The 20,506-nt window shown below is 73.1% G+C and carries 19 protein-coding genes and 1 pseudogene; 9 read left to right on the top strand and 11 right to left on the bottom strand.

Annotation, left to right across the window (positions count from 1 at the left end; translation table 11 throughout):
• The first annotated feature begins 2 nt into the window (after positions 1-2).
• Genes K4G22_RS05870 through K4G22_RS05860 form a run of 3 tightly spaced genes read left to right on the top strand, consistent with a single transcriptional unit; the run spans position 3 to position 3,738 of the window.
• Positions 3-938 carry a sugar ABC transporter permease gene (locus K4G22_RS05870; RefSeq protein ID WP_228078608.1) on the top strand — a complete coding sequence of 312 codons (936 nt, stop codon included), beginning with the start codon at positions 3-5 and terminating at the stop codon, positions 936-938.
• A 44-nt stretch (positions 939-982) separates the two neighbouring features.
• On the top strand, positions 983-2,686 hold the full coding sequence (locus tag K4G22_RS05865; RefSeq protein ID WP_228078607.1) for a glycoside hydrolase family 13 protein: 1,704 nt from the start codon (positions 983-985) through the stop codon (positions 2,684-2,686).
• Entirely contained in the window at positions 2,671-3,738 is a 1,068-nt protein-coding gene (locus K4G22_RS05860) for a LacI family DNA-binding transcriptional regulator (RefSeq protein WP_425336780.1), read from the top strand. The genes K4G22_RS05865 and K4G22_RS05860 overlap by 16 nt, the downstream gene beginning before the upstream one ends.
• 20 nt (positions 3,739-3,758) lie before the next feature.
• On the opposite strand, the gene K4G22_RS05855 is transcribed toward K4G22_RS05860, so the two are convergent.
• On the bottom strand, positions 3,759-4,175 hold the full coding sequence (locus K4G22_RS05855; protein WP_228078605.1) for a RidA family protein: 417 nt from the start codon (positions 4,173-4,175) through the stop codon (positions 3,759-3,761).
• A gap of 175 nt (positions 4,176-4,350) precedes the next feature.
• Between K4G22_RS05855 and K4G22_RS05850 the strand changes: the two genes are divergently transcribed.
• Positions 4,351-5,265, top strand: coding sequence for a peptidoglycan-binding protein (locus K4G22_RS05850; protein WP_228083964.1), 915 nt, complete (start codon positions 4,351-4,353; stop codon positions 5,263-5,265).
• 45 nt (positions 5,266-5,310) lie between these two features.
• Entirely contained in the window at positions 5,311-6,903 is a 1,593-nt protein-coding gene (locus K4G22_RS05845) for an N-acyl-D-amino-acid deacylase family protein (RefSeq protein ID WP_228078604.1), read from the top strand.
• Positions 6,904-6,991: 88 nt separating this feature from the next.
• On the opposite strand, the gene K4G22_RS05840 is transcribed toward K4G22_RS05845, so the two are convergent.
• Entirely contained in the window at positions 6,992-7,867 is an 876-nt protein-coding gene (locus K4G22_RS05840) for an NAD(P)H-binding protein (RefSeq protein ID WP_228078603.1), read from the bottom strand.
• A gap of 80 nt (positions 7,868-7,947) precedes the next feature.
• On the opposite strand from K4G22_RS05840, the gene K4G22_RS05835 reads away from it, so the two are divergent.
• Together K4G22_RS05835 and K4G22_RS05830 are read left to right on the top strand one after the other, a co-directional pair.
• Positions 7,948-8,889 (top strand): AraC family transcriptional regulator, encoded by a 942-nt coding sequence (locus tag K4G22_RS05835; protein ID WP_228078602.1) that lies wholly within the window; start codon positions 7,948-7,950, stop codon positions 8,887-8,889.
• A 397-nt stretch (positions 8,890-9,286) separates the two neighbouring features.
• On the top strand, positions 9,287-9,754 hold the full coding sequence (locus tag K4G22_RS05830; protein WP_228078601.1) for an SAM-dependent methyltransferase: 468 nt from the start codon (positions 9,287-9,289) through the stop codon (positions 9,752-9,754).
• Positions 9,755-9,763: 9 nt separating this feature from the next.
• Here K4G22_RS05830 and K4G22_RS05825 read toward each other — a convergent pair whose 3' ends face one another.
• Complete coding sequence (locus tag K4G22_RS05825; protein WP_228078600.1) at positions 9,764-11,731, bottom strand: hypothetical protein; 1,968 nt, start codon at positions 11,729-11,731, stop codon at positions 9,764-9,766.
• Between the two features lie 159 nt (positions 11,732-11,890).
• On the opposite strand from K4G22_RS05825, the gene K4G22_RS05820 reads away from it, so the two are divergent.
• On the top strand, positions 11,891-12,226 hold the full coding sequence (locus tag K4G22_RS05820) for a cupin domain-containing protein (RefSeq protein ID WP_228078599.1): 336 nt from the start codon (positions 11,891-11,893) through the stop codon (positions 12,224-12,226).
• A gap of 379 nt (positions 12,227-12,605) precedes the next feature.
• On the opposite strand, the gene K4G22_RS05815 is transcribed toward K4G22_RS05820, so the two are convergent.
• The 5 genes and pseudogenes from K4G22_RS05815 to K4G22_RS31910 form a co-directional block, all read right to left on the bottom strand.
• On the bottom strand, positions 12,606-13,250 hold the full coding sequence (locus K4G22_RS05815) for a response regulator transcription factor (protein WP_228078598.1): 645 nt from the start codon (positions 13,248-13,250) through the stop codon (positions 12,606-12,608).
• 97 nt (positions 13,251-13,347) lie between these two features.
• Positions 13,348-14,394: a phosphatidylinositol-specific phospholipase C domain-containing protein gene (locus tag K4G22_RS05810; protein ID WP_228078597.1), complete on the bottom strand. Its 1,047-nt coding sequence runs from the start codon at positions 14,392-14,394 to the stop codon at positions 13,348-13,350.
• A gap of 140 nt (positions 14,395-14,534) precedes the next feature.
• Positions 14,535-15,302 carry a GntR family transcriptional regulator gene (locus tag K4G22_RS05805; protein ID WP_228078596.1) on the bottom strand — a complete coding sequence of 256 codons (768 nt, stop codon included), beginning with the start codon at positions 15,300-15,302 and terminating at the stop codon, positions 14,535-14,537.
• 24 nt (positions 15,303-15,326) lie between these two features.
• Complete coding sequence (locus K4G22_RS31915) at positions 15,327-15,803, bottom strand: UTRA domain-containing protein (protein ID WP_425336779.1); 477 nt, start codon at positions 15,801-15,803, stop codon at positions 15,327-15,329.
• Positions 15,804-15,905: 102 nt separating this feature from the next.
• Positions 15,906-16,064: pseudogene (locus tag K4G22_RS31910) on the bottom strand (GntR family transcriptional regulator); the annotation flags it as partial.
• Between the two features lie 555 nt (positions 16,065-16,619).
• Between K4G22_RS31910 and K4G22_RS05795 the strand changes: the two are divergent.
• Positions 16,620-16,952 (top strand): hypothetical protein, encoded by a 333-nt coding sequence (locus K4G22_RS05795; protein ID WP_228078594.1) that lies wholly within the window; start codon positions 16,620-16,622, stop codon positions 16,950-16,952.
• A gap of 48 nt (positions 16,953-17,000) precedes the next feature.
• On the opposite strand, the gene K4G22_RS05790 is transcribed toward K4G22_RS05795, so the two are convergent.
• From K4G22_RS05790 to K4G22_RS05780, 3 genes are all read right to left on the bottom strand, one after another.
• Positions 17,001-18,485: a serine/threonine-protein kinase gene (locus K4G22_RS05790; RefSeq protein WP_425336778.1), complete on the bottom strand. Its 1,485-nt coding sequence runs from the start codon at positions 18,483-18,485 to the stop codon at positions 17,001-17,003.
• A gap of 66 nt (positions 18,486-18,551) precedes the next feature.
• Positions 18,552-18,932 (bottom strand): protein kinase family protein, encoded by a 381-nt coding sequence (locus K4G22_RS05785; protein ID WP_228078593.1) that lies wholly within the window; start codon positions 18,930-18,932, stop codon positions 18,552-18,554.
• Between the two features lie 174 nt (positions 18,933-19,106).
• Positions 19,107-20,405, bottom strand: a complete 1,299-nt coding sequence (locus K4G22_RS05780; protein ID WP_228078592.1) for a sensor histidine kinase — start codon at positions 20,403-20,405, stop codon at positions 19,107-19,109.
• Positions 20,406-20,506: the final 101 nt, after the last annotated feature.

Genomic DNA, 20,506 nt, shown 5'->3' with positions numbered 1-20,506 from the left:
ACATGGCGACCGATACCACCCGGGTTGACGGCTCCGAGCCGCTGCCGGTGCCGGGTCCGGCGCGCCCCGCCGGCGGCGGCCGGGACGCCGGGCGTCCCCGGCGCGTCAGGCGGCGCGGCGAGCGCGGCCCGCTGGCCTCCTTCGGGCTGCACGCGACCCTGCTGGTCGCCGCGGTGATCGCGGTGTTCCCGCCGCTGTGGCTGCTGGTGACCTCGTTCAAGCCGAAGAGCGAGACGTTCTCGCTCTCGCTGATCGCCGACTTCACCACGGACAACTACGACCATGTGATCAACAACACCGCGTTTCTGACCTGGTTCGGCAACTCGGTGCTGATCGTCGCCATCACCACCGTGATCGGCGTGCTGATCTCCTCCACCACCGGCTACGCGCTCAGCCGCTTCAGGTTCCCCGGGATGCGTTCGCTGATGTGGACGCTGCTGATCACGCAGATGTTCCCGATGGCGGTGCTGATCGTGCCGCTGTACAACCTGATGGCGCGCTACGGCCTGCTCAACCAGCCGGTCGCGCTGATCGTCACCTACCTCACCATCGCGGTGCCGTTCTGCGCCTGGATGATGAAGGGCTTCTTCGACACCATCCCGATCTCCATCGACGAGTCGGGACGGGTGGACGGCCTCAACCCGTTCGGCACCTTCTGGCGGCTCATCATGCCGCTGGCCCGTCCGGGGCTCGCCGTCACCGGCTTCTACACCTTCGTCACCGCCTGGGCCGAGGTGGCCTATGCCACCGCCTTCATGACGGGCGAGGACAACCTCACCCTGGCCGGCGGTCTCCAGACGTTCGTCAACCAGCACACCCAGGACTGGCATCTGATGACGGCCGCCGCCGTGCTGATCGCCGTCCCCGCGACGCTGGTCTTCGGATACGCCCAACGACATTTGCAGTCCGGGCTCACCGCCGGCGCCACCAAGTCCTGACGCCGGCCCCTCGCCCCCCGACTGCCCGAACCCACAGGGATGTCATGACCCAGCACCTCGCTGACCGCACCCAGCCGACCAGCGATGCCCCCACCCCGAACCCCGGGGCCCACGCGGCCACGCCGGGCGTCCCCACCCCGCCGGAGTGGTGGCGGCACGCGGTGATCTACCAGGTGTATCCGCGGTCCTTCGCCGACGCCAACGGCGACGGGATGGGCGATCTGGCCGGGATCAGGGCGCGGCTGCCCTATCTGGCCGGGCTCGGCGTCGACGCCGTCTGGCTCAGCCCGTTCTACGCCTCCCCCCAGGCGGACGCGGGCTACGACGTGGCCGACTACCGGGCCATCGACCCGATGTTCGGCGATCTGCACGACGCCGACGCGCTGATCCGCGACGCCCACGACCTGGGCCTGCGGATCATCGTGGACCTGGTGCCCAACCACTCCTCCGACCAGCACGAGTGGTTCCAACGCGCGCTGCGCGACGGCCCCGGCTCCCCGCTGCGCGACCGCTACCACTTCCGGGCCGGCAAGGGCGAGTACGGCGAAGCGCCGCCCAACGACTGGGAGTCCATCTTCGGTGGCCCCGCCTGGACCAGGGTGGCCGACCCGGACGGCACCCCCGGCCAGTGGTATCTGCACCTCTTCGCGCCCGAACAGCCCGACTTCAACTGGGAGAACCCGGCGGTCAGGGACGAGTTCCGCTCCGTGCTGCGGTTCTGGCTGGACATGGGCGTCGACGGGTTCCGGATCGATGTGGCCCACGGCCTGGTCAAGGCCCCGGGGCTGCCCGACATGGGTCACGCGGGACAACTGCGCCTGCTGGGCACCCAGAAGCTGCCGTTCTTCGACCAGGACGGGGTGCACGAGATCTACCGCTCCTGGCGGGAGATCCTCGACGAGTACCCGGACCAGCGGATCGGCGTGGCCGAGGCGTGGACGCCGACGGAGGACCGCACGGCGCTCTACGTCCGCCGCGAGGAGCTGAACCAGGCGTTCAACTTCCACTATCTGAACACCCCGTGGGACGCGGCCGAGCTGCGCCGGGTGATCGACTCCTCGTTGGACTCGATGCGCCCGGTCGGCGCCCCCACCACCTGGGTGCTCTCCAACCACGACGTGGTGCGGCACCGCACCCGGCTCGGCGGCGGCGTCGAACGGGCCCGCGCCGCCTCGCTGTTGATGCTGGCGCTGCCCGGTTCCGCCTATGTCTACCAGGGCGAGGAGCTCGGCCTGCCCGAGGTCACCGACCTGCCGGACGAGGCGCGCCAGGACCCGGCGTTCTTCCGGCGCGGCGCGGGTGGCGACGGCCAGGACGGCCAGGACGGGCTGCGGGACGGCTGTCGGGTGCCGATGCCGTGGAGTCGGGACGGCGCCTCGTTCGGCTTCGGCGGCGTGGGCGGCTGGCTGCCGCAGCCGGGCGACTGGGGCGCGCTCTCCGTCGAGGCGCAGACCGACGACCCCGGGTCCACGCTGGAGCTGTACCGGCGGGCGTTGGCCGAGCGGCGGGCGCGCTCCGCGCTCGGCGCCGGCGACGGCGTCGAGTGGCTGGAAGCGGCGGACGGCGTGCTGGCGTTCCGCCGGGTCGGCGCGGACGGCCGGGCGGTGCTGGTCGCCGCCAACACCACGGACCGCGCCGCCCCGTTGCCCGGGGCCTGCGCCTCGGCGCGCGGCCAGGTGCTGGCCAGCGGCCCCTACCGCCAGGGTGAGCCGCTGCCGGCGGACACCACCGTCTGGTGGGAGGAGTGACCCTGCCCGCGTCCGCGCTTCCGCAGCCGGCCCGGCTCGCCGACATAGCCGGGCAGGCGGGGGTCAGCGAGGCCACCGTGAGCCGGGTGCTCAACGGCAAGCCAGGCGTGGCCGCCGGCACCCGGCAGCGGGTGCTGGCGGCGCTGGACATCCTCGGCTACGAGCGGCCCGTCCGGCTGCGGCAACGCAGTGCCGGGCTGGTCGGGTTGGTGATCCCCGAGCTCACCAACCCGATCTTCCCCGCCTTCGCCCAGGTCATCGAGCAGACCCTGGCCGGCTACGGCTATACCCCCGTGCTCTGTACGCAGAGCCCGGGGGGCGCCACCGAGGACGAGTTGGTCGACCAGCTGGTCGAGCGCGGGGTCACCGGCATCGTCTTCATGTCGGGGCTGCACGCCGACACCTCGGCCGATCCGTCCCGCTACGCCAGGCTGGCCGGGCAGGGAGTGCCGTTCGTCCTGATCAACGGCTTCAACGACCGCGTCAAGGCGCCGTTCGTGTCGCCCGACGACGCGGCGGCCAGCCGGATCGCGGTGCGTCATCTGCGCGCCCTCGGCCACCGCAGGATCGGCCTCGCGGTCGGCCCGCAGCGGTTCGTCCCGGTGCGCCGGAAGGTCGCCGGGTTCGAGGGCGAGATCGAGGAGCAGCGGGAGCGGGCGCTGGCCGCGGGCGAGCCGCCGGTGGACGGCGTGGTGCGCCACACCCTCTTCAGCGTGGAGGGCGGACAGGCCGCGACCGCCGCGCTGTTGGACGCCGGCTGCACGGGCGTGGTCTGCGGCAGCGACATGATGGCGCTCGGCGCGGTGCGCGCCGCGCGGCAGCGCGGGCTCACCGTCCCAGACGACTGCTCGGTGATCGGCTTCGACGACTCCCAGCTGATCGCCTTCACCGACCCGCCGCTGACCACCGTCCGCCAGCCCGTCACCGCGATGGCCAACGCGGCGGTCAACGCGCTGCTGGAGGAGGTCGGCGGCAACCCGGCGCAACACACCGAGTTCGTCTTCCAGCCCGAGCTGGTGGTGCGCGGCTCCACGGCCGTCGCCCCCGGCTGAGCCGGCCGACGCGCTGGCCGTCAGACGGCGGCCAGCGCGTCGATCTCCACCAGCATGGCCTCGTTGGGGAGTTCGACGAACACGGTGGTGCGGCAGGGCAGCACCCCGCTGGGGCAGTGCTCGCCGACGAACGCGCCATAGGCGTCGTTCATCGCGGCGAAGTCCGCCCGGCGGGTGAGATAGACGCGGAACATCAGCACGTCCTCCACGTCGGCGCCGCCCGCGTTGAGGATCGCGCGCACGTTGCGCAGCGTGCGCAGCGTCTGCTCCCGGACGTCGCCCGGGTACAGATAGGCGCCGGTGGCCGGATCCTGCGGGCCCTGGCCCGACACCTGGAGCAGCGGGCCCTTGCGCACGCCCTGGGAGAAGTTCCACGCCGGCGCGGGGGCCTGGTCGGTGGTCAGCCGGGTCTTCCGCTCCTGCGGGCGCTCGTCCATGGTGCCTCTCGCCTTCCGTCGGGCTTTCTCACGCGGTCGCCGTCACGGTAGCGGGTGTCGCCCTCTGGTTCGTTCCGTGAATGATCTCTAACCTGTGCGCAATAGTCGCGTACATGTCACTAGGGAGACCGTCTCGATGCGTCCGAACCGACGAAGTCCGCTGGCCGTGACCGGTATGACCCTGCTGTTCGCCTTGCTGCTCGGGGCCCTCGTGCCCGCGTCGACGGCGCAGGCCCTGCCGGCCTGGCCGTCCATCAGCCAGGGCGCCAGCGGCGCGAATGTCACCACCGCGCAGTATCTGCTGCGCCACCACGGCCATGACATCGCCGCCGACGGCCAGTTCGGGCCCGCCACCGCCGCGGCCGTGACCGGCTTCCAGAGCAGCAGGGGCCTGGCCGCCGACGGAGTGGTGGGCGCCCGGACCTGGCCGCAGCTGGTCGTCACCGTCCAACAGGGCGCCGGCGGGGACGCGGTCAGAGCGGCCCAGACCCAGCTCAACAAGTACGGCGCCGGGCTGTCCGTCGACGGGAACTTCGGCGCGCTGACCGACAGCGCCGTGCGTTCGTTCCAGAGCTCACAGGGCCTGGCCGTGGACGGCCAGGTGGGGCCCGCGACCTGGCAGAGCCTGCTCGGCGGCGGCGGAGGCGGCGGCCCGTCAGGACACGCGCTGCCGCTGGACCGTTCCGCCGCGCCCCGGAGCGACTACGCCCAACCGCACTGGGGCACCACCCCAGCCATCGACCTGATCGTGACCAACCTCCCCACCTACGCCGTCACCGGCGGACGGGTCGAGCACTACAGCAGCACCAGTTGCGGCATCGGCATCCGGCTGCTCCAGCCGGACGGTTCGCGGTTCGTCTACTGCCACCTCTCCGCCCGCTCCACGGCCGACGGCGCCCAGGTGTCCGCGGGGACCCGGGTCGGCACCACGGGCGACACCGGCAACTCAGGGGCCCCGCACCTGCATATCGAGATCAGGACCAGCGACGGCCTCGCCCGCTGCCCGCAGAACTACCTGCTGGCGATCTGGGACGGCCGACAGCCGCCCGGCCTCACCAGCCTGCCGACCAGCGGCTGCACCACGGGCTGAAACCTCCGAGGGTCCGCCCCGACCGGGGTGCGGCAGGCTGGGGGCATGACCGATCTGGTGATCAGGGGTGCGCGGCTGTTCGACGGGACGGGCGGGCCCGAGCGGCGGGCGGACGTCGCGGTCACCGCCGGGCGGATCGAGGCCGTGGGCGGCCCGCGGCTCGGCGGGCGCCGGGTGCTGGACGCCGAAGGGCTCGCGCTCGGCCCCGGCTTTGTCGACATGCACGCGCACTCCGATCTGGCGCTGCTCACCGAGCCCGACCACGCGGCCAAGGTCGCCCAGGGCGTCACCTGCGAGGTGCTGGGCCAGGACGGGCTCTCCTACGCCCCCGTCGACGAGCGGACCCTGCCCCAGGTGCGGCGGGCCGTCGCCGGCTGGAACGGGGACCCGCCCGGGTTCGACTGGGACTGGCGGAGCGTCGGCGGCTATCTGGACCGGCTGGACCGGGGGATCGCCGTCAACGCCTGCTATCTGGTGCCGCACGGCAGCGTCCGGATGCTCGCCATGGGCTGGGAGGCCAGGCCCGCCGACGAGGCCGAACTGGCCCGGATGCGGCAGCTGGTGGCCCAGGGTCTGACGGAGGGCGCCGTCGGCCTCTCCGCCGGGCTCACCTACCCGCCGGGCATGTACGCGCCCGACACCGAACTCGTCGCGCTCTGCGCGGTGGTGGCCGCCCACGGCGGTTTCTTCGCCCCGCACCACCGCTCCTACGGCGCGGGCGCGCTGGCCGCCTACGCGCAGATGATCGAGGTGGCCAGGCGCGCCGGCTGCCCCCTGCACCTGGCCCACGCCACGCTCAACTTCGCCGTCAACAGGGGGCGTTCGGGCGAGCTGCTGGCGCTCCTCGACGCCGCCCTGGACGCCGGCCTCGATCTGACGTTGGACAGCTACCCCTACCTCCCGGGATCCACCACGCTGGCCGCGCTGTTGCCCAGCTGGGCAGCCGAGGGCGGCCCCGAGGCCACCCTGGCGCGGCTGCGCGACCCCGCGGCGCTCGCCAGGATCCGGCACGATCTGGAGGTGGTCGGCTCGGACGGCTGCCACGGGGTGCCGGTGGAGTGGGAGACCCTCAGCGTCTCGGGGTCGCGCGATCCGTCGGCCGTCGGCCGCACCCTCGCCGAGCTGGCGGCCCGCGCCCGCCGGGCCCCGTTCGACATCTACCGCGAGCTGCTGCTGGCGGACGAACTCTCCACCACCATCCTCCAGTCGGTCGGCGACGAGGCGAACGTGCGCGCCGTGATGCGGCACCGCGCGCACACCGGCGGCAGCGACGGGCTGCTCGGCGTCGCCCGCCCGCACCCCCGCGCCTTCGGCACCTTCCCGCGCTATCTCGGGCACTACGTCAGGGAGTTGGGCGTGCTGGGCCTGGCCGAGTGCGTGGCGCACCTCACCGGCCGGCCGGCCCGCCGGCTCGGCCTGGCCGGCCGCGGCCTCGTCCGCCCCGGCCACCACGCGGATCTGGTGCTCTTCGATCCGGACACGGTCGCCGACACCGCTACCTTCGAGGAGCCGGGGCAACGGCCGGTCGGGCTGCCGTTCGTCCTGGTCGGCGGCGTCGCCGTGGTCGACGAAGGACGCCTCACCGGCGCCCTGCCCGGCCGCGCCCTACGCCGCCGCCCCGACGGCACGGTGCGCTAGAACACGTCGTTCGGATCCTCACCGACGCGCACCCGCCGGGCCCGGGGGAGCCGCGCGCCGGCCACGGACGACGCACCCCGGTGGCGCGTCAGGCCCAGGCGCCGGCGGCTGCCGCGTCGGCGGCGAAGGCCGCGAAGCTTCGGGGCTCCCGGCCCAGGGCCCTCCGCACGCCGTCGGAGAGATGCGCGTCAAGCCCCCTGGCCAGCGGGGTCAGCGCCAGCCCGAACTCCCTGGCGTCCTCGGCGTCCCAGCCGTCCGCGACCAGCTCGGCGGTGAACGCGTCGAGGGTCAGCGGGGTGTAGCCGACCTTCGTCCCGCTGGCCTCGGAGATCTCCGCCATGGCCTCGGCGAGGGTGAGCGCGGCGGGCCCCGACAGCTCGTAGGTCGCGCCCTGGTGCCCGTCCTCGGTGAGCGCGGCCACCGCGACGTCCGCGATGTCCTCGGCGTCCACGAACGCCGCCGCGGCGTCGCCCCCGGGAATCCGCAGATCCCCCGAGCGCACCCCGTCGCTGAGGAAGCCCTCGCTGAAGTTCTGGCTGAACCACGAGGGACGGATCACCGTCCACTCCAGATCGCTCGCCCGCAGCGCCTCCTCGCCCGTGACATGGACGATCCCGCCCGGGTGCCCGGCCGGCAGGTAGTCCGGGTTGTCCACGCCGCGCCCGGAGAGCAGCACCACGCGCTCCACACCGGCCTCGGCGGCCCGCTGGAGGAAGGGGCCGGTGAGCCGCGTCCCCTCCAACGGGACGAGATAGAGGCGCCGCACCCCGGCCAGGGCGGCGGGCCAGGTGTCGGGGGCGTGCCAGTCGAAGGGCCTGGCGGCGGAACGGGAGGCGACGCGCACGGGGTGCCCCGCCGCGGTCAGCCGCGCGGCCACCCGCCGGCCGGTGACGCCGGTGCCGCCCACCACGAGTATCGGGTTCTCGCTCGTCCTGGCTGTCTTGGCTGTCTGGGTCTCGGTCATGTCACCAGCCAACGGGACCGCGCGGCGCCCGGCCATGTCCAGCCGGCTCGTGGGGATGTCCAGGCGTCTACCGTGAAGGCATGACGCGGATCGTCGCCGACCGGCCGGCCGAGGCGCCCGACGTGCTGGCCCAACTCCTCGACGGGGTGCGGGCCAGGGGCGCGCTCTTCGGCGAGGCCGGGCTCGACCCGCCGTGGGGCCTGCGGTTCGCCACCGGCGCCTCGGTGACGCTCACCACCCTGCGCAGCGGCGCCGGCTGGGTGGTCCCGGCCAGCGGGGCTCCGGTCGCGATCGGCCCCGGCGACGTGGTCCTCTCCCGGGGCCCCGCCCCCTTCACCGTCGCCGACCGGCCGGCGACCCCGCCGCCCCGGCGGGTGACGGGCGCCGACTACTGCGCGGACCCGCCCGGCCGCTCCTGCCGGGTGGGTCCGCGCGGCGACACGGTGCTGTTGAGCGGTGCCTACCAGGGCGGCGGCGCGGTCGCCGAACGGCTGCTGCGGACGCTGCCCGAGACCATCCTGCTGCCGGCGGCGGCCCGCCCCGAGCCGGTGCTCGACCTCCTGGCGACCGAGCTGCGGCGCGAAGGAGCCGGCCAACAGGCCGTGCTGGACCGGCTGTTGGACCTCGCGCTGGTTTCCGTGCTGCGCGCCTGGCTGGAGAACGCCGGGCCGGCCGCGCCCCGCTGGCACACGGCGGGCGCCGACCCCGTGGTCGGCCGGGCCCAGGCCCTGCTGCACGCGGCGCCAGAGCACCCCTGGACGGTGGCGGGGCTGGCCCGGGCGACGGGGGTGTCGCGGGCCTCCCTGGCCCGCAGGTTCGCCGGCGCGGTCGGCGAGCCGCCGATGGCCTATCTGACGGGGTGGCGGATCGCCCGCGCCGCCGACCTGCTCCGCGAGACCGACGCGACGGTGGCCTCCGTGGCGCGCGAGGTCGGCTACGCCGACGCGTTCGCGCTGAGCGCGGCGTTCAAACGGCTGCGCGGCGTCTCCCCGTCCGCCTACCGCCGCGCGGTCGCCGGCTGAACCCGGGAGCCGAAGCGGACACCAACGACGTCGGGCCCCTCCCTGCCGGAGAGGGGCCCGACGCGCCCGTGCGCCGGGCCTGTTGAGATCTGAGGGGGAGGCCGCCGAGGGCATCAGGATCACACAGACCGCTGATGGAACACACCAGAAAGTAACGGAAGAACGCGAAGTTGACTAGGCAACACGTTCACATCCGTTGGTACCTGAGCACTTCGCGGCCCAGGGGGACACCACGACCCCGGCCGAGCGGGCGCGTGAGGCCCTGACGGCCCTCCGCTCGACCGGGATCCGACAGGCAAGCTAGCAGCCCGCAAGATTTTGCGAAAGACTTTGCGAAGCGGGTGACTTCGATGCCGCCGACTGTGCGCGCCGCCGGCCCGGGAGGTAGAACCTGGTCATGCAGAACTTCGCGATCACTCCGATAGGCACGGTCCGCAACGACCGTACGGACATTCAGCACACGGACAACTGGGGTGCCGTCCGCAGCACGATCACTGTCGACGAGCGCTTCGGCGAGGCATGCCTCCAGGGCCTCGACGGCTTCTCCCATGTGGAGGTCCTCTTCGTCTTCGACCAGTTCCCCGAGGTCGACGACCACCGCGAACCCCGGCCCTACCGAGGCCGTTCCGATCTCCCGCCCGTCGGGGTCTTCGCCGGCCGTGGTCCCCGCAGGCCGAACCGCATCGGGGTGACCTGCTGCGCCATCGAATCCGTCCACGGCCGGTCACTGATGGTGGTGGGCCTCGACGCGGTCTCCGGCACCCCGGTCATCGACCTCAAGCCGGCGATGGTGGAGTTCGGCGCGGTGGACATCAGGCAGCCGGAGTGGGTCAGCGATCTGATGTCGGAGTACTTCCAGCCGTAGCCAGCAGTACTAGTCGCCCAGCATCGCCAGCTCGCCGCCGTCCGTCAGCTTCCCCGTCAACCGGGACTGGGCGCCCTCATCGGCGGGCAGCGCCAGCGTCCGGCCCTCGCCGCGCCCCGTCACCCCGCCGTGCGCGACGATCTCCGTGACCTGTTCGCTCCCCGCCGCCAACAGGAACCACGACTCCTCGGGCGAACGCCACAGCAGCCCGCTGAGCACCCCGGGATCGCGCGGTCCGCAGGCCGTCCCGTCCTCGACCCTCGCCGTCACCACCCCCTGGCCGCCCGCCTCCGCCGACGGCTCGACGAACTGCGTCCACGTCCGCGCCCCCGTGCCCCGCCAGGTCTCCGCCCGGCCGCACACCCAGCGCGCCGTGCCCCCGTCCTGCGGCAGCGTCTGCTCGGCGAACTCCCAGGCGTTCACGGACCGCACCCCGGCCCCGCTCACCTGCGGCAGCTCGCAGGCCACCCGCGCCCACTGCCCTCGGGACGAGGCCAGGGACGCGCCGTCCTGGCCCACGCCCGGCGCCCCGTGCGTCAGCAGCGCCGGCGTCAACTCGCCGAGATCCGCCAGCAGATACGGCCGCTCCACGCCCTCCGCCGTCAACTCCAGGGCCGCGAAACCAGAGCACTCGGCGGCCCCGGCCGAGGTGTGGATCGGATCCGTCACGCCCTGTTCGTCCACCGCCAACCCGGCCGCCGGACGCTGCGGGTCGAGCAACTCGGCCACCGAGGCGCCCGTCACCCAGGGGGCCGTCAGATAGCGGGTGTTGCCGTCCCCGCGGTGCAGCACCACCGCCGACGAACCGGCCAGCTCGGCGCCGTCCACCCGGGCCAGATCCAGCGCCACGGCGCCCTCCCTGGCACCGCTCGGCTCCGCGTAGCGCACCAGCCGCAGCCCGTCGTACAACAGCACGACGGAGACGCCGCCCGTCTCACCGGCGAACAGCAGCTGCGCGGGGCCCGGCGGCGGACCCGTCTGCGTCCCCGGCGTCGACGACACCGTCACCTCGTCGCCCGGCCGCGCCCAGACCGCCAACGCCCGGCGCAGCAGGCCCGTGTCGTCCAACGACGAGCCGCGCGCCGGCCACACCGAGAAGTCGGTGCGCGCCGCGTGGAGCCAGCCGTCCGCCGGGATCCGCCGCAGCCCCTGCGGATCGAGCGCCGCCTCGGCCGCCGTGTTCTCGCTGTACAGCGGCGCGGCCGGCCCGTCGGGGCCCCAACCCTCCGGCAGAAACGCCATGGTGGACAGCACCAGCGCCAACGCGCCCCCACCGATCAGCGCCGTCCTGGTGTACTGGCGGCGGCGCAGCAGATCCGTCGGCCGCGCCTGGAGCGCGCACGGATCCGTCAACGGCACCGCGCCCTCCACCCCGTCGGCGGCCCGCAGCGCCGCGTCGATCCGCTCCTCCGGCTCGCCGGCCGCAGCCAGCAACAGCCGCGCCTCCGAGGCCGCCAGGCCGTCGATCCGCCGCAGCGCGTAGACCGCGCGCGCCGCGGGATCCAGCGTGCCGAGCCGCTGCTCCCACGCGATCTCGTCCGTCTCGCCGGCCCGGGGGAACAGCCGCAGCCCCCACACCCGGGGCAGCGGCGAAGGCGCCCTCGGCAGCCAGCGCAGCTCGCGCCCCGCCACCCGCGCCGGCCGCTGCGCGGCGAGCGCGGCGCGCACCACCCGCAGCCGCAGGAAGACATAGCCGGCGTCGGTGCCGCGCCCCTGCTCCGCCGAGCCGTCGCGCTGCGCCGGCAGCACCGGCGGCACCTCGTCGGCCTCCGTCGACTTGCCGCGCGGCAGCGCCCGTTGGGCCAGCGCGTGGGCGCTGAGCACCCGTCGATGCCGGCCCAGGGAGTGCGGCAGAATCAGATAGCCGAGCCTGACCAACCTCGGGTAGTGCTCGACCAGCGCGGCCTCGGCCTGCTCAAGCGCCAGGGCGGGCGCGGCGCGCCGGGTGTCCACGGGGGAGATGTCACTGGAAGCCACACCCGCCCAAACGAGCCGCCCACCGGACGGTTACGCGTCACGGCCTGCCAGCCGCCGGGGCCTGAGGACACCGCCGGGCCGTCATCTGGCGTGAAAGTACCCCATGGTGTCATCGCAGACTCTGCCCCGCCGTGGTCGGCGCACGGCACGGTGGCAGGCATGAACCCCGAGATCCTCGCGCAGGAGGGCTACACCTCCGTCGCGGTCGACGAAGCCCCGGTCCGTGAGCTCTTCCCCGGAATCCGGCTGCGCCCCCTGTGGCGGGGGCCGTCCGGATCGCACGCGGGCGTGCTGGAGATGGACCCGGGCACCTCCTGGCCCCACCGCGACCGCCACGACCCCGGCCCCGAGGAGGTCTATGTGATCGCCGGCACCTTCAACGACGGAGCCCGCGACTACCCACCCGGCACCTTCCTCCACGCCCCCGCCGGCTCCTGGCACATCCCCTCGACCACCACCGGCTGCACCCTCTTCCTCTTCTACCCCGCGGGCTGATCCACCCACGGCCCGTTGCCGGGCATGACGTGCCGGCGCTTGCTCCGGCAGGTGGGGCCGCCGCCTGCTCCAGCCCCGGCCGGTGGCCGGGCACGGTCCGCCGCCCCTGCGGTCTGCCGGTGCGTGTCGGGCCCGCGGCCTGGTGCGGCTCTGGCGTGCCGGCCTCGGTCAACCGGCCCGGCTCACGGAGACCTGCGGCCCGCAGCCCACCGACCGGTATCCGCCCGGCACTTCCGCGTACCGCCCACTGGCCCCGGCCTACGCGGCCTCCTCCCACCCCCCCGGCCCCTGCCTGTTCCGGCCTACCGCCCCGGCCCACCGGGTCGGGCGGGCCGTCGGGTGGCCAGGCGCTGCCCGCGTTCGGGCCCGCGCTCGGGCCTCAGCGTTCGAGGTACGCCAGGACGGCGAGGACGCGGCGGTTGTCGTCGTCGGACGGGGGGAGGCCCAGCTTGGCGAAGATGTTGGACGTGTGCTTGGCGACCGCGCGCTCCGTCACCACCAGCCGTTCGGCGATCGCCGCGTTCGAACGGCCCTGCGCCATCAGCTCGATGACCTCCAGCTCGCGCGGAGTCAGCTTCTCCAGCGGCGAGTTGTGGCTCTTCTGCGCCAACAGCTGCTGGATCACCTGCGGATCCATCGCCGTGCCGCCGCTGGCGACGCGGCGGACCGCGTCGATGAACTGTTCTGCGTCGAAGACCCGGTCCTTCAGCAGATAGCCGACCCCGCCGTGGCCGTCGGCCAGCAACTCCCGCGCGTAGAGCCGCTCCACATGCTGGGAGAGGACCAGCACCGGCAGCCCCGGCTGCTCGCGGCGCGCCTGAAGCGCGCACTGGAGGCCCTCGTCGGTGAACGACGGCGGCAGCCGGACGTCGACCACCGCGACGTCCGGCTTCAACTCGGCCAGCGCGCGGGTGAGTTCGGGCCCGTTGTCGACGGCTGCCGCCAGCTGGAAGTCATGCGCCTCCAGGAGCCGGACCAGACCGTCCCGGAGTAGAAACAGGTCTTCGGCGACCACAACCCGCACGGAACTCTCCGTCTCTCGAACCAAGCCCGACCGGCCCCACCCTATGCGGTCCGGGGCCGGTCTCCCCGCCTTCCCGCCACGCCGGCGGGCACCCCGCTCAGTGCGGGACGACGGTCGCCAGGACGGACGGCAGCCCGTGCCAGTCGGAGCTGGCCACGGCCGCGCCACCGGCCGCCAGCTCGTTCACCCGGCCGAGCGCCTCGGCCTCGGTCGGGTTGGTCGCGTCGATCGGCGGCGCGACGTTGTGCGCGTTGGTCATGACCAGCAGATAGCCGCGCTCGGTGTACCAGCCGGTGTCGACGTCGGGGCCGAGGAAGACGTTCGCGTCGCCGTCGAAGACGACGAACCACGGCCGGATGGACTCCTCCGGGTAACGGGTCTCCCGGGGGTCGCCCGCCTCCGCGTGGTGGACCGCGGGGAACGCCGTGGCCTGTGCCAACGAACCAGAGGCGGCCAGATCCCGCAGGTGCCGGGCGTACTCCACGTCCGTCCAGAGGTTGTCGAACGGGTTCCCCTCCTCGACCGTGCCGGGTATCAGGTGGATCAGGAACCTGCCCGCCAGCTCGTCCCTGGTCGGCCAGCCTTCGGCGGTCACGGCCGCGTCCAGCGTCGGGTGGCCGCCGGCCAGGTCGCCAGGGCCGAAGACCGCGTCGCCGAGGGCCTCGTTCACCAGGGAGTCGAAGGCGGCGGGGCCGCGCCCGAGGTTGTCGGCGAAGCCGTCCTTCATCTCGATCTTCAACAGGATCGGGCGGTGGCCCGGGTTGGCGTCGTGCCAGGTCCTGATGTCGGCCAGGCAGCCGGCCAGGTTCTGGTTCCGCGAGCCGGACCTGAGGTCCTCGGGGCTTGTCGCGCCCACGCAGTTGTTCTGGTTGCCGAACGGGTTGTCGTGGCCGACGCGCCAGCCGGAGCCGAAGAAGTTGGTCCAGACGTCGATCTCCAACATGCCGGCGCCCGAGTCCAGGGCGTCGGCGAAGTAGGGAAAGGCACTCTGCAGATAGGCGTTGTGCACGCCGACCGAGGTGCTCGCCGAGTAGGCCGCCTGGCCCGGCTCGGCGGCGTGCACCCCGCTCGCCGCGACGAGCACCCCGACACCGCCGGCGGCCACCGCTCCGCCGACCCATCGCATCCTTGTCGTCCGCCGCATCGAATCCGCCTTCGCTGTGTGGGTGGGGGAGAGCCGCAACACGGCGTCAGCGTAGGACAGTTGGCATGCACGCGAAATGATCCGGAGCCAAACACCCGGGACACACCGGATGTCGGACACCCCCCGGCCCCAACTCGGGCCTATTCGAACTCGTACTGAAGCTCGTACAGATGTCCCGCCTTCACCATCACAGTGGCCTCGATCGGACGCTCGCCCTCGCTGTAGACCACGCGGAGCGTACGTAGAACGGGGAGGTCGGTGGGGAGTTCGAGGAGCTCGTACTGCTCCTGGGTCGGCACCCGCGCCGATACCCGATCGACGGTGAGCTGAGGGGGATGGCCCAGCTCCGACAGCAGGGTCGGGGTTCCCCCACGGATCTTGCGTGAGCCCGCCAGTGGAGTGCCGGCGGCAAGGGAGAGCGGGTAGTAGGAGTGCACCAACTCGACGGGTTCGCCGTTGAGCGAGAGCACCTGGCGGCGCACGATCGCCGTTCCGTCGTCGGGCAGTTCGAGACAGGCCGCCACATCCCGAGGCGGGCGCACCTCTGAGACGGCCAGCAGTTTGGCGCTGCCCTTCCTGCCTCTCCCGCTGGCCTCCGTGAGCCACCGATAGGGCTTGCCCTGTTCGACCGGCCTCCCGAAGTCGGCGGGCCGCACCGTCCCTTGGCGGTGCTCTCGAACGGTGACGGCGGCTCCGGCTCGCCCCACGACCAGGCCCTCGTCCTTCAGGAGTTGCAACGCCTTCTGGATCGTGGCGTTGGAGGCCCCGAAACGTTCGCGCAAGCGGAGCGTGGAAGGCAGGCTCGCGCCGGGCGCGGGAGTCCCCGACAGTATGTCGTCGCGCAGGTCGGCAGCGATCCGTTCGTGAAGAGGCCGCCGATCGGCGGCCCGCTCATCGGGCATCGGCATTCAGGGCATCCTTGGCTCGGGGCGTCAGGCCAACTCGTGGTCGGCAGTGAGTTCGCGACCGCTTCCCAAGTAGTCGATCGCGTACTCGGTCACGTCCCCGTGCTGATCCCAGTAACAGTTCGTCATGGTCAACACCGGCGTGCCAGCGGGTACTTCGAGGATCTCGGCGACGTCATCCGGGGCGGGCCTGATCGCCACCACATCCCGGCGGCGGACAGCGCGGCGCCCGGTCCGTTCCTCGATCAGGCCGAAGGTCATCGTCGGCAGCGGGGTGACATCCAACAACTCCGGTGCCGACTCGGCGAACGGCCCCGGCAGCCACGAGGCGGAGAGGGCGACCACACCCTGGCCGTCGGTGTACACCCGCTCGCGCTGCACCACGGCCACGCCCTCGGGAACGCCGAGAGCCTTCGCGACGGTGTCGGGCGCCGGGACCAACTCCGCTCCCAGCACCTTGGCCTCCTCGCCCGACCGGAATCCGTCCCCGCCGGACCTGAGCAGGGCGAGCCGGTCCGGGCCGGTGGTCTGCCTCGGCCGTGCCGTGACGATGGTGCCGATGCCGGGCACCGACTCCGCGAGTCCCTCGCTCCGCAGCACCGCCGCGACTCGGGTCGCAGTGGCGGTCGAGACGCCTTCGGTGCGCTCGATCTCCCGCACTGACGGCACCTTGTCGCCGGGACGCAGCGCTCCCTGCTCGATCTGCCGTCGGATCTTCGCGGCGATGCGCTTGTACGGCGCCAGCGCCTGAGCCTCCTCGACCATGACCCTCCGCTCCATAGTGCTCTAGCACAGTCTTGACTTCGCGTAGTGCTCTAGAACACTCTAGAGCTGCGTTCGGCGGAGGAACAGTCCGGGACAAGCCAAGCTGCGCGCTCGCGCGCAAGTGGGGCGCGGTGACTGCCGGCCAAAGCGAACACCGCGCCCCCTGATCCCTCGAAAGGGGTGACCCCATCATGCATGAGTTGAGGGCCGACCTGTCGTACGCCGATCGGGGCCGAAGCACCGCCGGAGGGGGTGGCGTGAACGGGCCGCCCCTTGGCACGCTTCCCCGGCCCGACATCGTGCCGTACATCGCCCAGTGGAGCGAGGAGCGCGACGTGGACGCGGTGGTCGTCTGCCGGGCGGGGGGCATCGGGTACGCGGACGAGATCCTTCAGGACCGTGACGAGGACGGCGTTCTGTGGTCGCGCATCGGTTCCCGTCCGGGGCGGGGGCGGCCGGAGTTCGGCAGGGTTCACGGCCTGCGTCAGCGCAGGGCCATGCGCAAGGTGTTGTGTCAGGTGTGCGCCGAGCCGGCTGAACGAGAGCGAGGACGGTGTGCTCTGGCTGCTCGGTGAGGACCCTGACGACCCGGCGTCCTGGCCCGAGGAGCTGCTCACTTCGCACCCGCCCGTCTGTCTCCCGTGTGCGGTGAAGGCGGTGCGGTTCTGTCCCCATCTGGCCCGACGGTATGTGGCGCTTCGAGTCTGGCAGTTCTCCATCGTCGGCGTGTGGGCCGCGCTCTACCGGCCGGGGTTCCCGTTGCCCGTCGCGGTTGACGCGGCGGGTGTGGCGTATGACGACACTCGTGTCCGCTGGCTCAGGGCGAGTCAACTCATCACTCGCCTGGAGACGTTCACGGTGGTGGACCTTCCGGGGGCGGTGGTCTGAACGTTGGCGCCCCAGCCGGCGCCTGAGGAGGCGCCGGCGCCGGCGGCGTCAGCCGCTTCCGCCGTTGACGGACGCGGTGCCGATGCCGGATTCGGGGATGCCCCAGCGGTCGAGGAGGGTGGCGTAGGTGCCGTCCTGGATCAGCAGGTCGACGGCCGCGGCCAGGGCGTCGCGCAGTGCCGGCTGGTCCGGGGGGACGCCGATGCCGCGGAATCCCTTCTCCGCGGAGTCCAGCGCGACGGACAGCCCCAGGTCGCCGTGTTCGTGGGCGTAGCGGGCGCCCTGCGAGTAGAGCAGCACCGCGACGTCCGCCTCGTCCAAGGCGATGGCCTCCGCCATGTCGTCCCTGCTGGGGACGGGCAGCCACGTGGGCGGCTCCGCGCAGCCCCCGGTGTTCTCCTCGATCACCTCATGGAGGAACTCGTCGTCGTAGGAGGTGACCCGCAGCCCGCAGAGCAGGCCCAACTCGCCGGAGCGGCCGGGATCGTCGCTCAGCACGGCGAAGCCGTCGGCGAAGTGGTTGACGAAGTCGAGGCCCAACTCCGCGCGCCGCTGCGGGGCGTCGGTGAACCCCGACATCACCACGTGCCCCGGGGCCTCCGCGCTGTTGCGCAGTGCGCCGTCGACGGCGGTCGGCCGGTCGTCGACCAGGGTGAACACCGGCTCGACGCCCAGCCGTTGGGCCATCGCCACGGCGAGGTCCACCTCGAAACCCACCGGCGCACCCTCCTCCTCGAAGAGCACCGGGTTGTGCCGTTCGGCGACCCAGACCGTGAGCTCGCCGGCCGCCCGCACCTCGGCCGGCAGCAGGTCGGCCAGTGGCGCCTCGGCGGGGTCGCCGCCGGCGCCGTCCGAACCGCCGTCGTCACCACCGGAGTTGGCCAGCGCGATCAGCGGTAGGGCGACCCCGACGGCCACCGCCCCCGCCACGGCCGCCAGCACCGCGCGCCGCCGCTTCCCGGGGACGGGAACCGGAACGGTGACGGGGGCGGCGGAGGGGGCGGGCCCGGTCGAAGGGGCCGGGCCAGGGGGCGGGACGGCCGGCGGTTCGTCGAACTCCAGCAGGGCGGCGGCGTCCTGGCCCAGCCGCGCGGTCAGCGACGCCGGCAGCCAGAAGTCCGCGCCGACCCGCTCCCTGGCCAGCGGCCCGATCTCGGCCAGCGTCGGCCGCGCCCCCGCGTCCCTGGCCAGGCAGCGCGCCACCAGCGCCCGCAGCTCCCCCGTCAACGGACCAGCGTCGGGCCCGAGGGCGGGCTCCTCGTGGAGCACGCGATAGAGCACGGTGTGGGTGGCCGCGCCGTCCCAGCTGAACGCGTGCTGTCCGGTCGCCGCGTACGCCAGCAGCGCGCCCAGCGCGAACACGTCGCTGGCGCCGCTCAGCGGCTCGCCCCTGATCTGCTCAGGCGGCATGTAGCCGGGGGAGCCCACCATCGACCCGGTGCGCGTCACCACGCTGGCGTCCACGGCCCGGGCGATCCCGAAGTCGATGACCTTCGGCCCCTCCAGCGTCACCATCACGTTCGACGGCTTCAGATCGCGGTGGATCAGCCCGACCGCGTGGATGTCCCGCAGGGCCTGCGCCAGGCCCGATGCCAGCCCTCACAGCGAACCCTCGGGCAGGGGACCGTGCAGCGACTCCACGACCCTGGTGAGCGGCGGGCCGGCCACATAGCCGGTGGCCACCCAGGGCACGGGCGACTCGGTGTCGCTGTCCAGCACCGGCGCCGTCCACGGGCCGCCGACCCGGCGCGCCGCCTCGACCTCGGCCCGGAACCGCCGGCGGAACTCGGGCTCGGCCGCCAGATCGCCGCGCACCACCTTGAGCGCCACCATCCGGCCGCCGATCGACCGACCCAGATAGACCTGGCCCATCCCGCCGGCGCCCAGCCGCCCCAGCAGCCGGTAGGGGCCGATGTCCCTCGGGTCCCCGGGGCCCAGGGGCGCGGGCCCTGAGGCGCCACCCGGTCGCGTCTCGGCCACGCCGCCTCCTCCTGGACGGCCACCGCGCCCGTCCGTCGCCAAGCGATGGTAACGGTCCGACTCCGCAGCGCGAGGAATCTCCACAGAACCCGCCGCTACCGGCACAGTTGACCGGTCGGTCGGTGGCTTCCGCTGGTGGCCGGGTGCGTCGCCTCGTCCGGGGGAGGGCCGGCGTCAGTCCGTCCTGACCTGGCCCTGCTGGGTCAGCGCGCAGGGGATCTCGATGGTGACCAGCGTGGGGCCGCCCTCCGGGCTGCTGACGGCGAGGACCCCGTCGAAGGCGCCCAGACGGCGCTGGAGGCCACGCAGTCCGCTGCCGCCCTCCAGCGTCGCCCCGCCCTGACCGTCGTCGGTGACGGCGATCCGCAGGGTGTGTTCCTTGTGGTTGTAGTAGATGTCCAGCCAGGCGCGTTCGGCCTGGGCGTGCTTGGCCGCGTTGGTGAGCACCTCGCTGATCGCGAAGTAGGCGGCCGACTCCACCGACTCGTCGAGGCGCCCCGGCAGCTCCACATCCACCTCGACCGGCAGTTGCATCCGCAGCGCCAGCGCCCTGGCCGCGTCGCCCAGGCCGCGTTCGGCCAGCACCGGCGGGTGGATGCCGCGCACCAGGTCGCGGAGTTCGGTGAGCGCCTCGGCCGAGTTGGCACGCGCCTGCGCCAGCAGCTTCTTGGCCTGGTCGGGATCCTTCTCGATCAGCGCCTCGACCGCGCCCAGGCTCATGCCCATCGCGACCAGCCTGGCCTGCGCCCCGTCGTGCAGATCCCGTTCGATGCGGCGGAGTTCGGCCGCGGAGTTGTCCAGCGCGTCGTGGCGGGTCTCCTGGAGCCTGGCCACCCGCTGCGCCAGCAGCTGCTTCTCCGGCGCGCCGATCAGCACCCGGGTGAAGTGGAAGTGCACATGCAGGATGAGCGGGTTGTACCGCAGCCCCGCGGTCAGCAGCAGGAGGCCGATCAGGCCGGCCAGCAGGGCGGTGAGCAGGTTGCTCACCGGGACGAAGGCCCACCAGTAGGTGCCCATCGCGTTCACGATGGGCACCCAGACGCCGGCCGCGAGGACGGGACCCCAGAGGCCGTAGCCGAGCAGCATGAACGGCAGCATGGCCAGGGTGAAGCCGACGACCGCGTCGGGCAGCAGCCACAGCCCGTCGCGCCAGGTGGCCGGGTCCTTCAGCAGCCGGATCGCCCGGTCGACCTGGCCGGCGATCCCGCCGCGCGCATCGTGCGGCACCGGCCGGTAGGCGACCGGAATCGTGATGTCGTACCAGTCGCCCGAGTACCTCCTGCGCAGGTTGGCGTGCGCCCGGATGGCGGCGATCACCACCGGCATGGCCAGCAGCCCGACGCCCAGCGGCACCAGGACCAGGCACACCACGAACAGGACGAACAGCAGCAGCGACGCGCCGATCGTCAACACCATCAGCAGCAGTCCGCGTGCCGCCGCCAACAGGCCGTCTCGCGCCCGGTACCGGTTCATTGTGCCTGTCCAACCCTTTCGTACCTCGCCGTGCGGCGCGGTGCTCCGTCCGCGACCACCCGCGACCACAGTCTGTCGCGTTCCCGATGCGAACGTAACGG

It is taken from the genome of Streptomyces profundus (genome assembly GCF_020740535.1).
GTDB lineage: Bacteria > Actinomycetota > Actinomycetes > Streptomycetales > Streptomycetaceae > Streptomyces > Streptomyces profundus.
The sequence above is the reverse complement of the archived record's forward strand: the minus strand, read 5'-3'. Positions and strand labels throughout refer to the sequence as shown.

What these genes read in the sequence shown, in the direction of transcription:
- K4G22_RS05805 (WP_228078596.1), bottom strand. Translation starts at nt 15,302, where the DNA reads ATGCCGATGCCCGATGAGCGGGCCGCCGATCGGCGGCCTCTTCACGAA.
- K4G22_RS05820 (WP_228078599.1), top strand. Translation starts at nt 11,891, where the DNA reads ATGAACCCCGAGATCCTCGCGCAGGAGGGCTACACCTCCGTCGCGGTC.
- K4G22_RS05780 (WP_228078592.1), bottom strand. Translation starts at nt 20,405, where the DNA reads ATGAACCGGTACCGGGCGCGAGACGGCCTGTTGGCGGCGGCACGCGGA.
- K4G22_RS05845 (WP_228078604.1), top strand. Translation starts at nt 5,311, where the DNA reads ATGACCGATCTGGTGATCAGGGGTGCGCGGCTGTTCGACGGGACGGGC.
- K4G22_RS05870 (WP_228078608.1), top strand. Translation starts at nt 3, where the DNA reads ATGGCGACCGATACCACCCGGGTTGACGGCTCCGAGCCGCTGCCGGTG.
- K4G22_RS05840 (WP_228078603.1), bottom strand. Translation starts at nt 7,867, where the DNA reads ATGACCGAGACCCAGACAGCCAAGACAGCCAGGACGAGCGAGAACCCG.
- K4G22_RS05830 (WP_228078601.1), top strand. Translation starts at nt 9,287, where the DNA reads ATGCAGAACTTCGCGATCACTCCGATAGGCACGGTCCGCAACGACCGT.
- K4G22_RS05810 (WP_228078597.1), bottom strand. Translation starts at nt 14,394, where the DNA reads ATGCGGCGGACGACAAGGATGCGATGGGTCGGCGGAGCGGTGGCCGCC.
- K4G22_RS05835 (WP_228078602.1), top strand. Translation starts at nt 7,948, where the DNA reads ATGACGCGGATCGTCGCCGACCGGCCGGCCGAGGCGCCCGACGTGCTG.
- K4G22_RS05855 (WP_228078605.1), bottom strand. Translation starts at nt 4,175, where the DNA reads ATGGACGAGCGCCCGCAGGAGCGGAAGACCCGGCTGACCACCGACCAG.
- K4G22_RS05865 (WP_228078607.1), top strand. Translation starts at nt 983, where the DNA reads ATGACCCAGCACCTCGCTGACCGCACCCAGCCGACCAGCGATGCCCCC.
- K4G22_RS05850 (WP_228083964.1), top strand. Translation starts at nt 4,351, where the DNA reads ATGACCCTGCTGTTCGCCTTGCTGCTCGGGGCCCTCGTGCCCGCGTCG.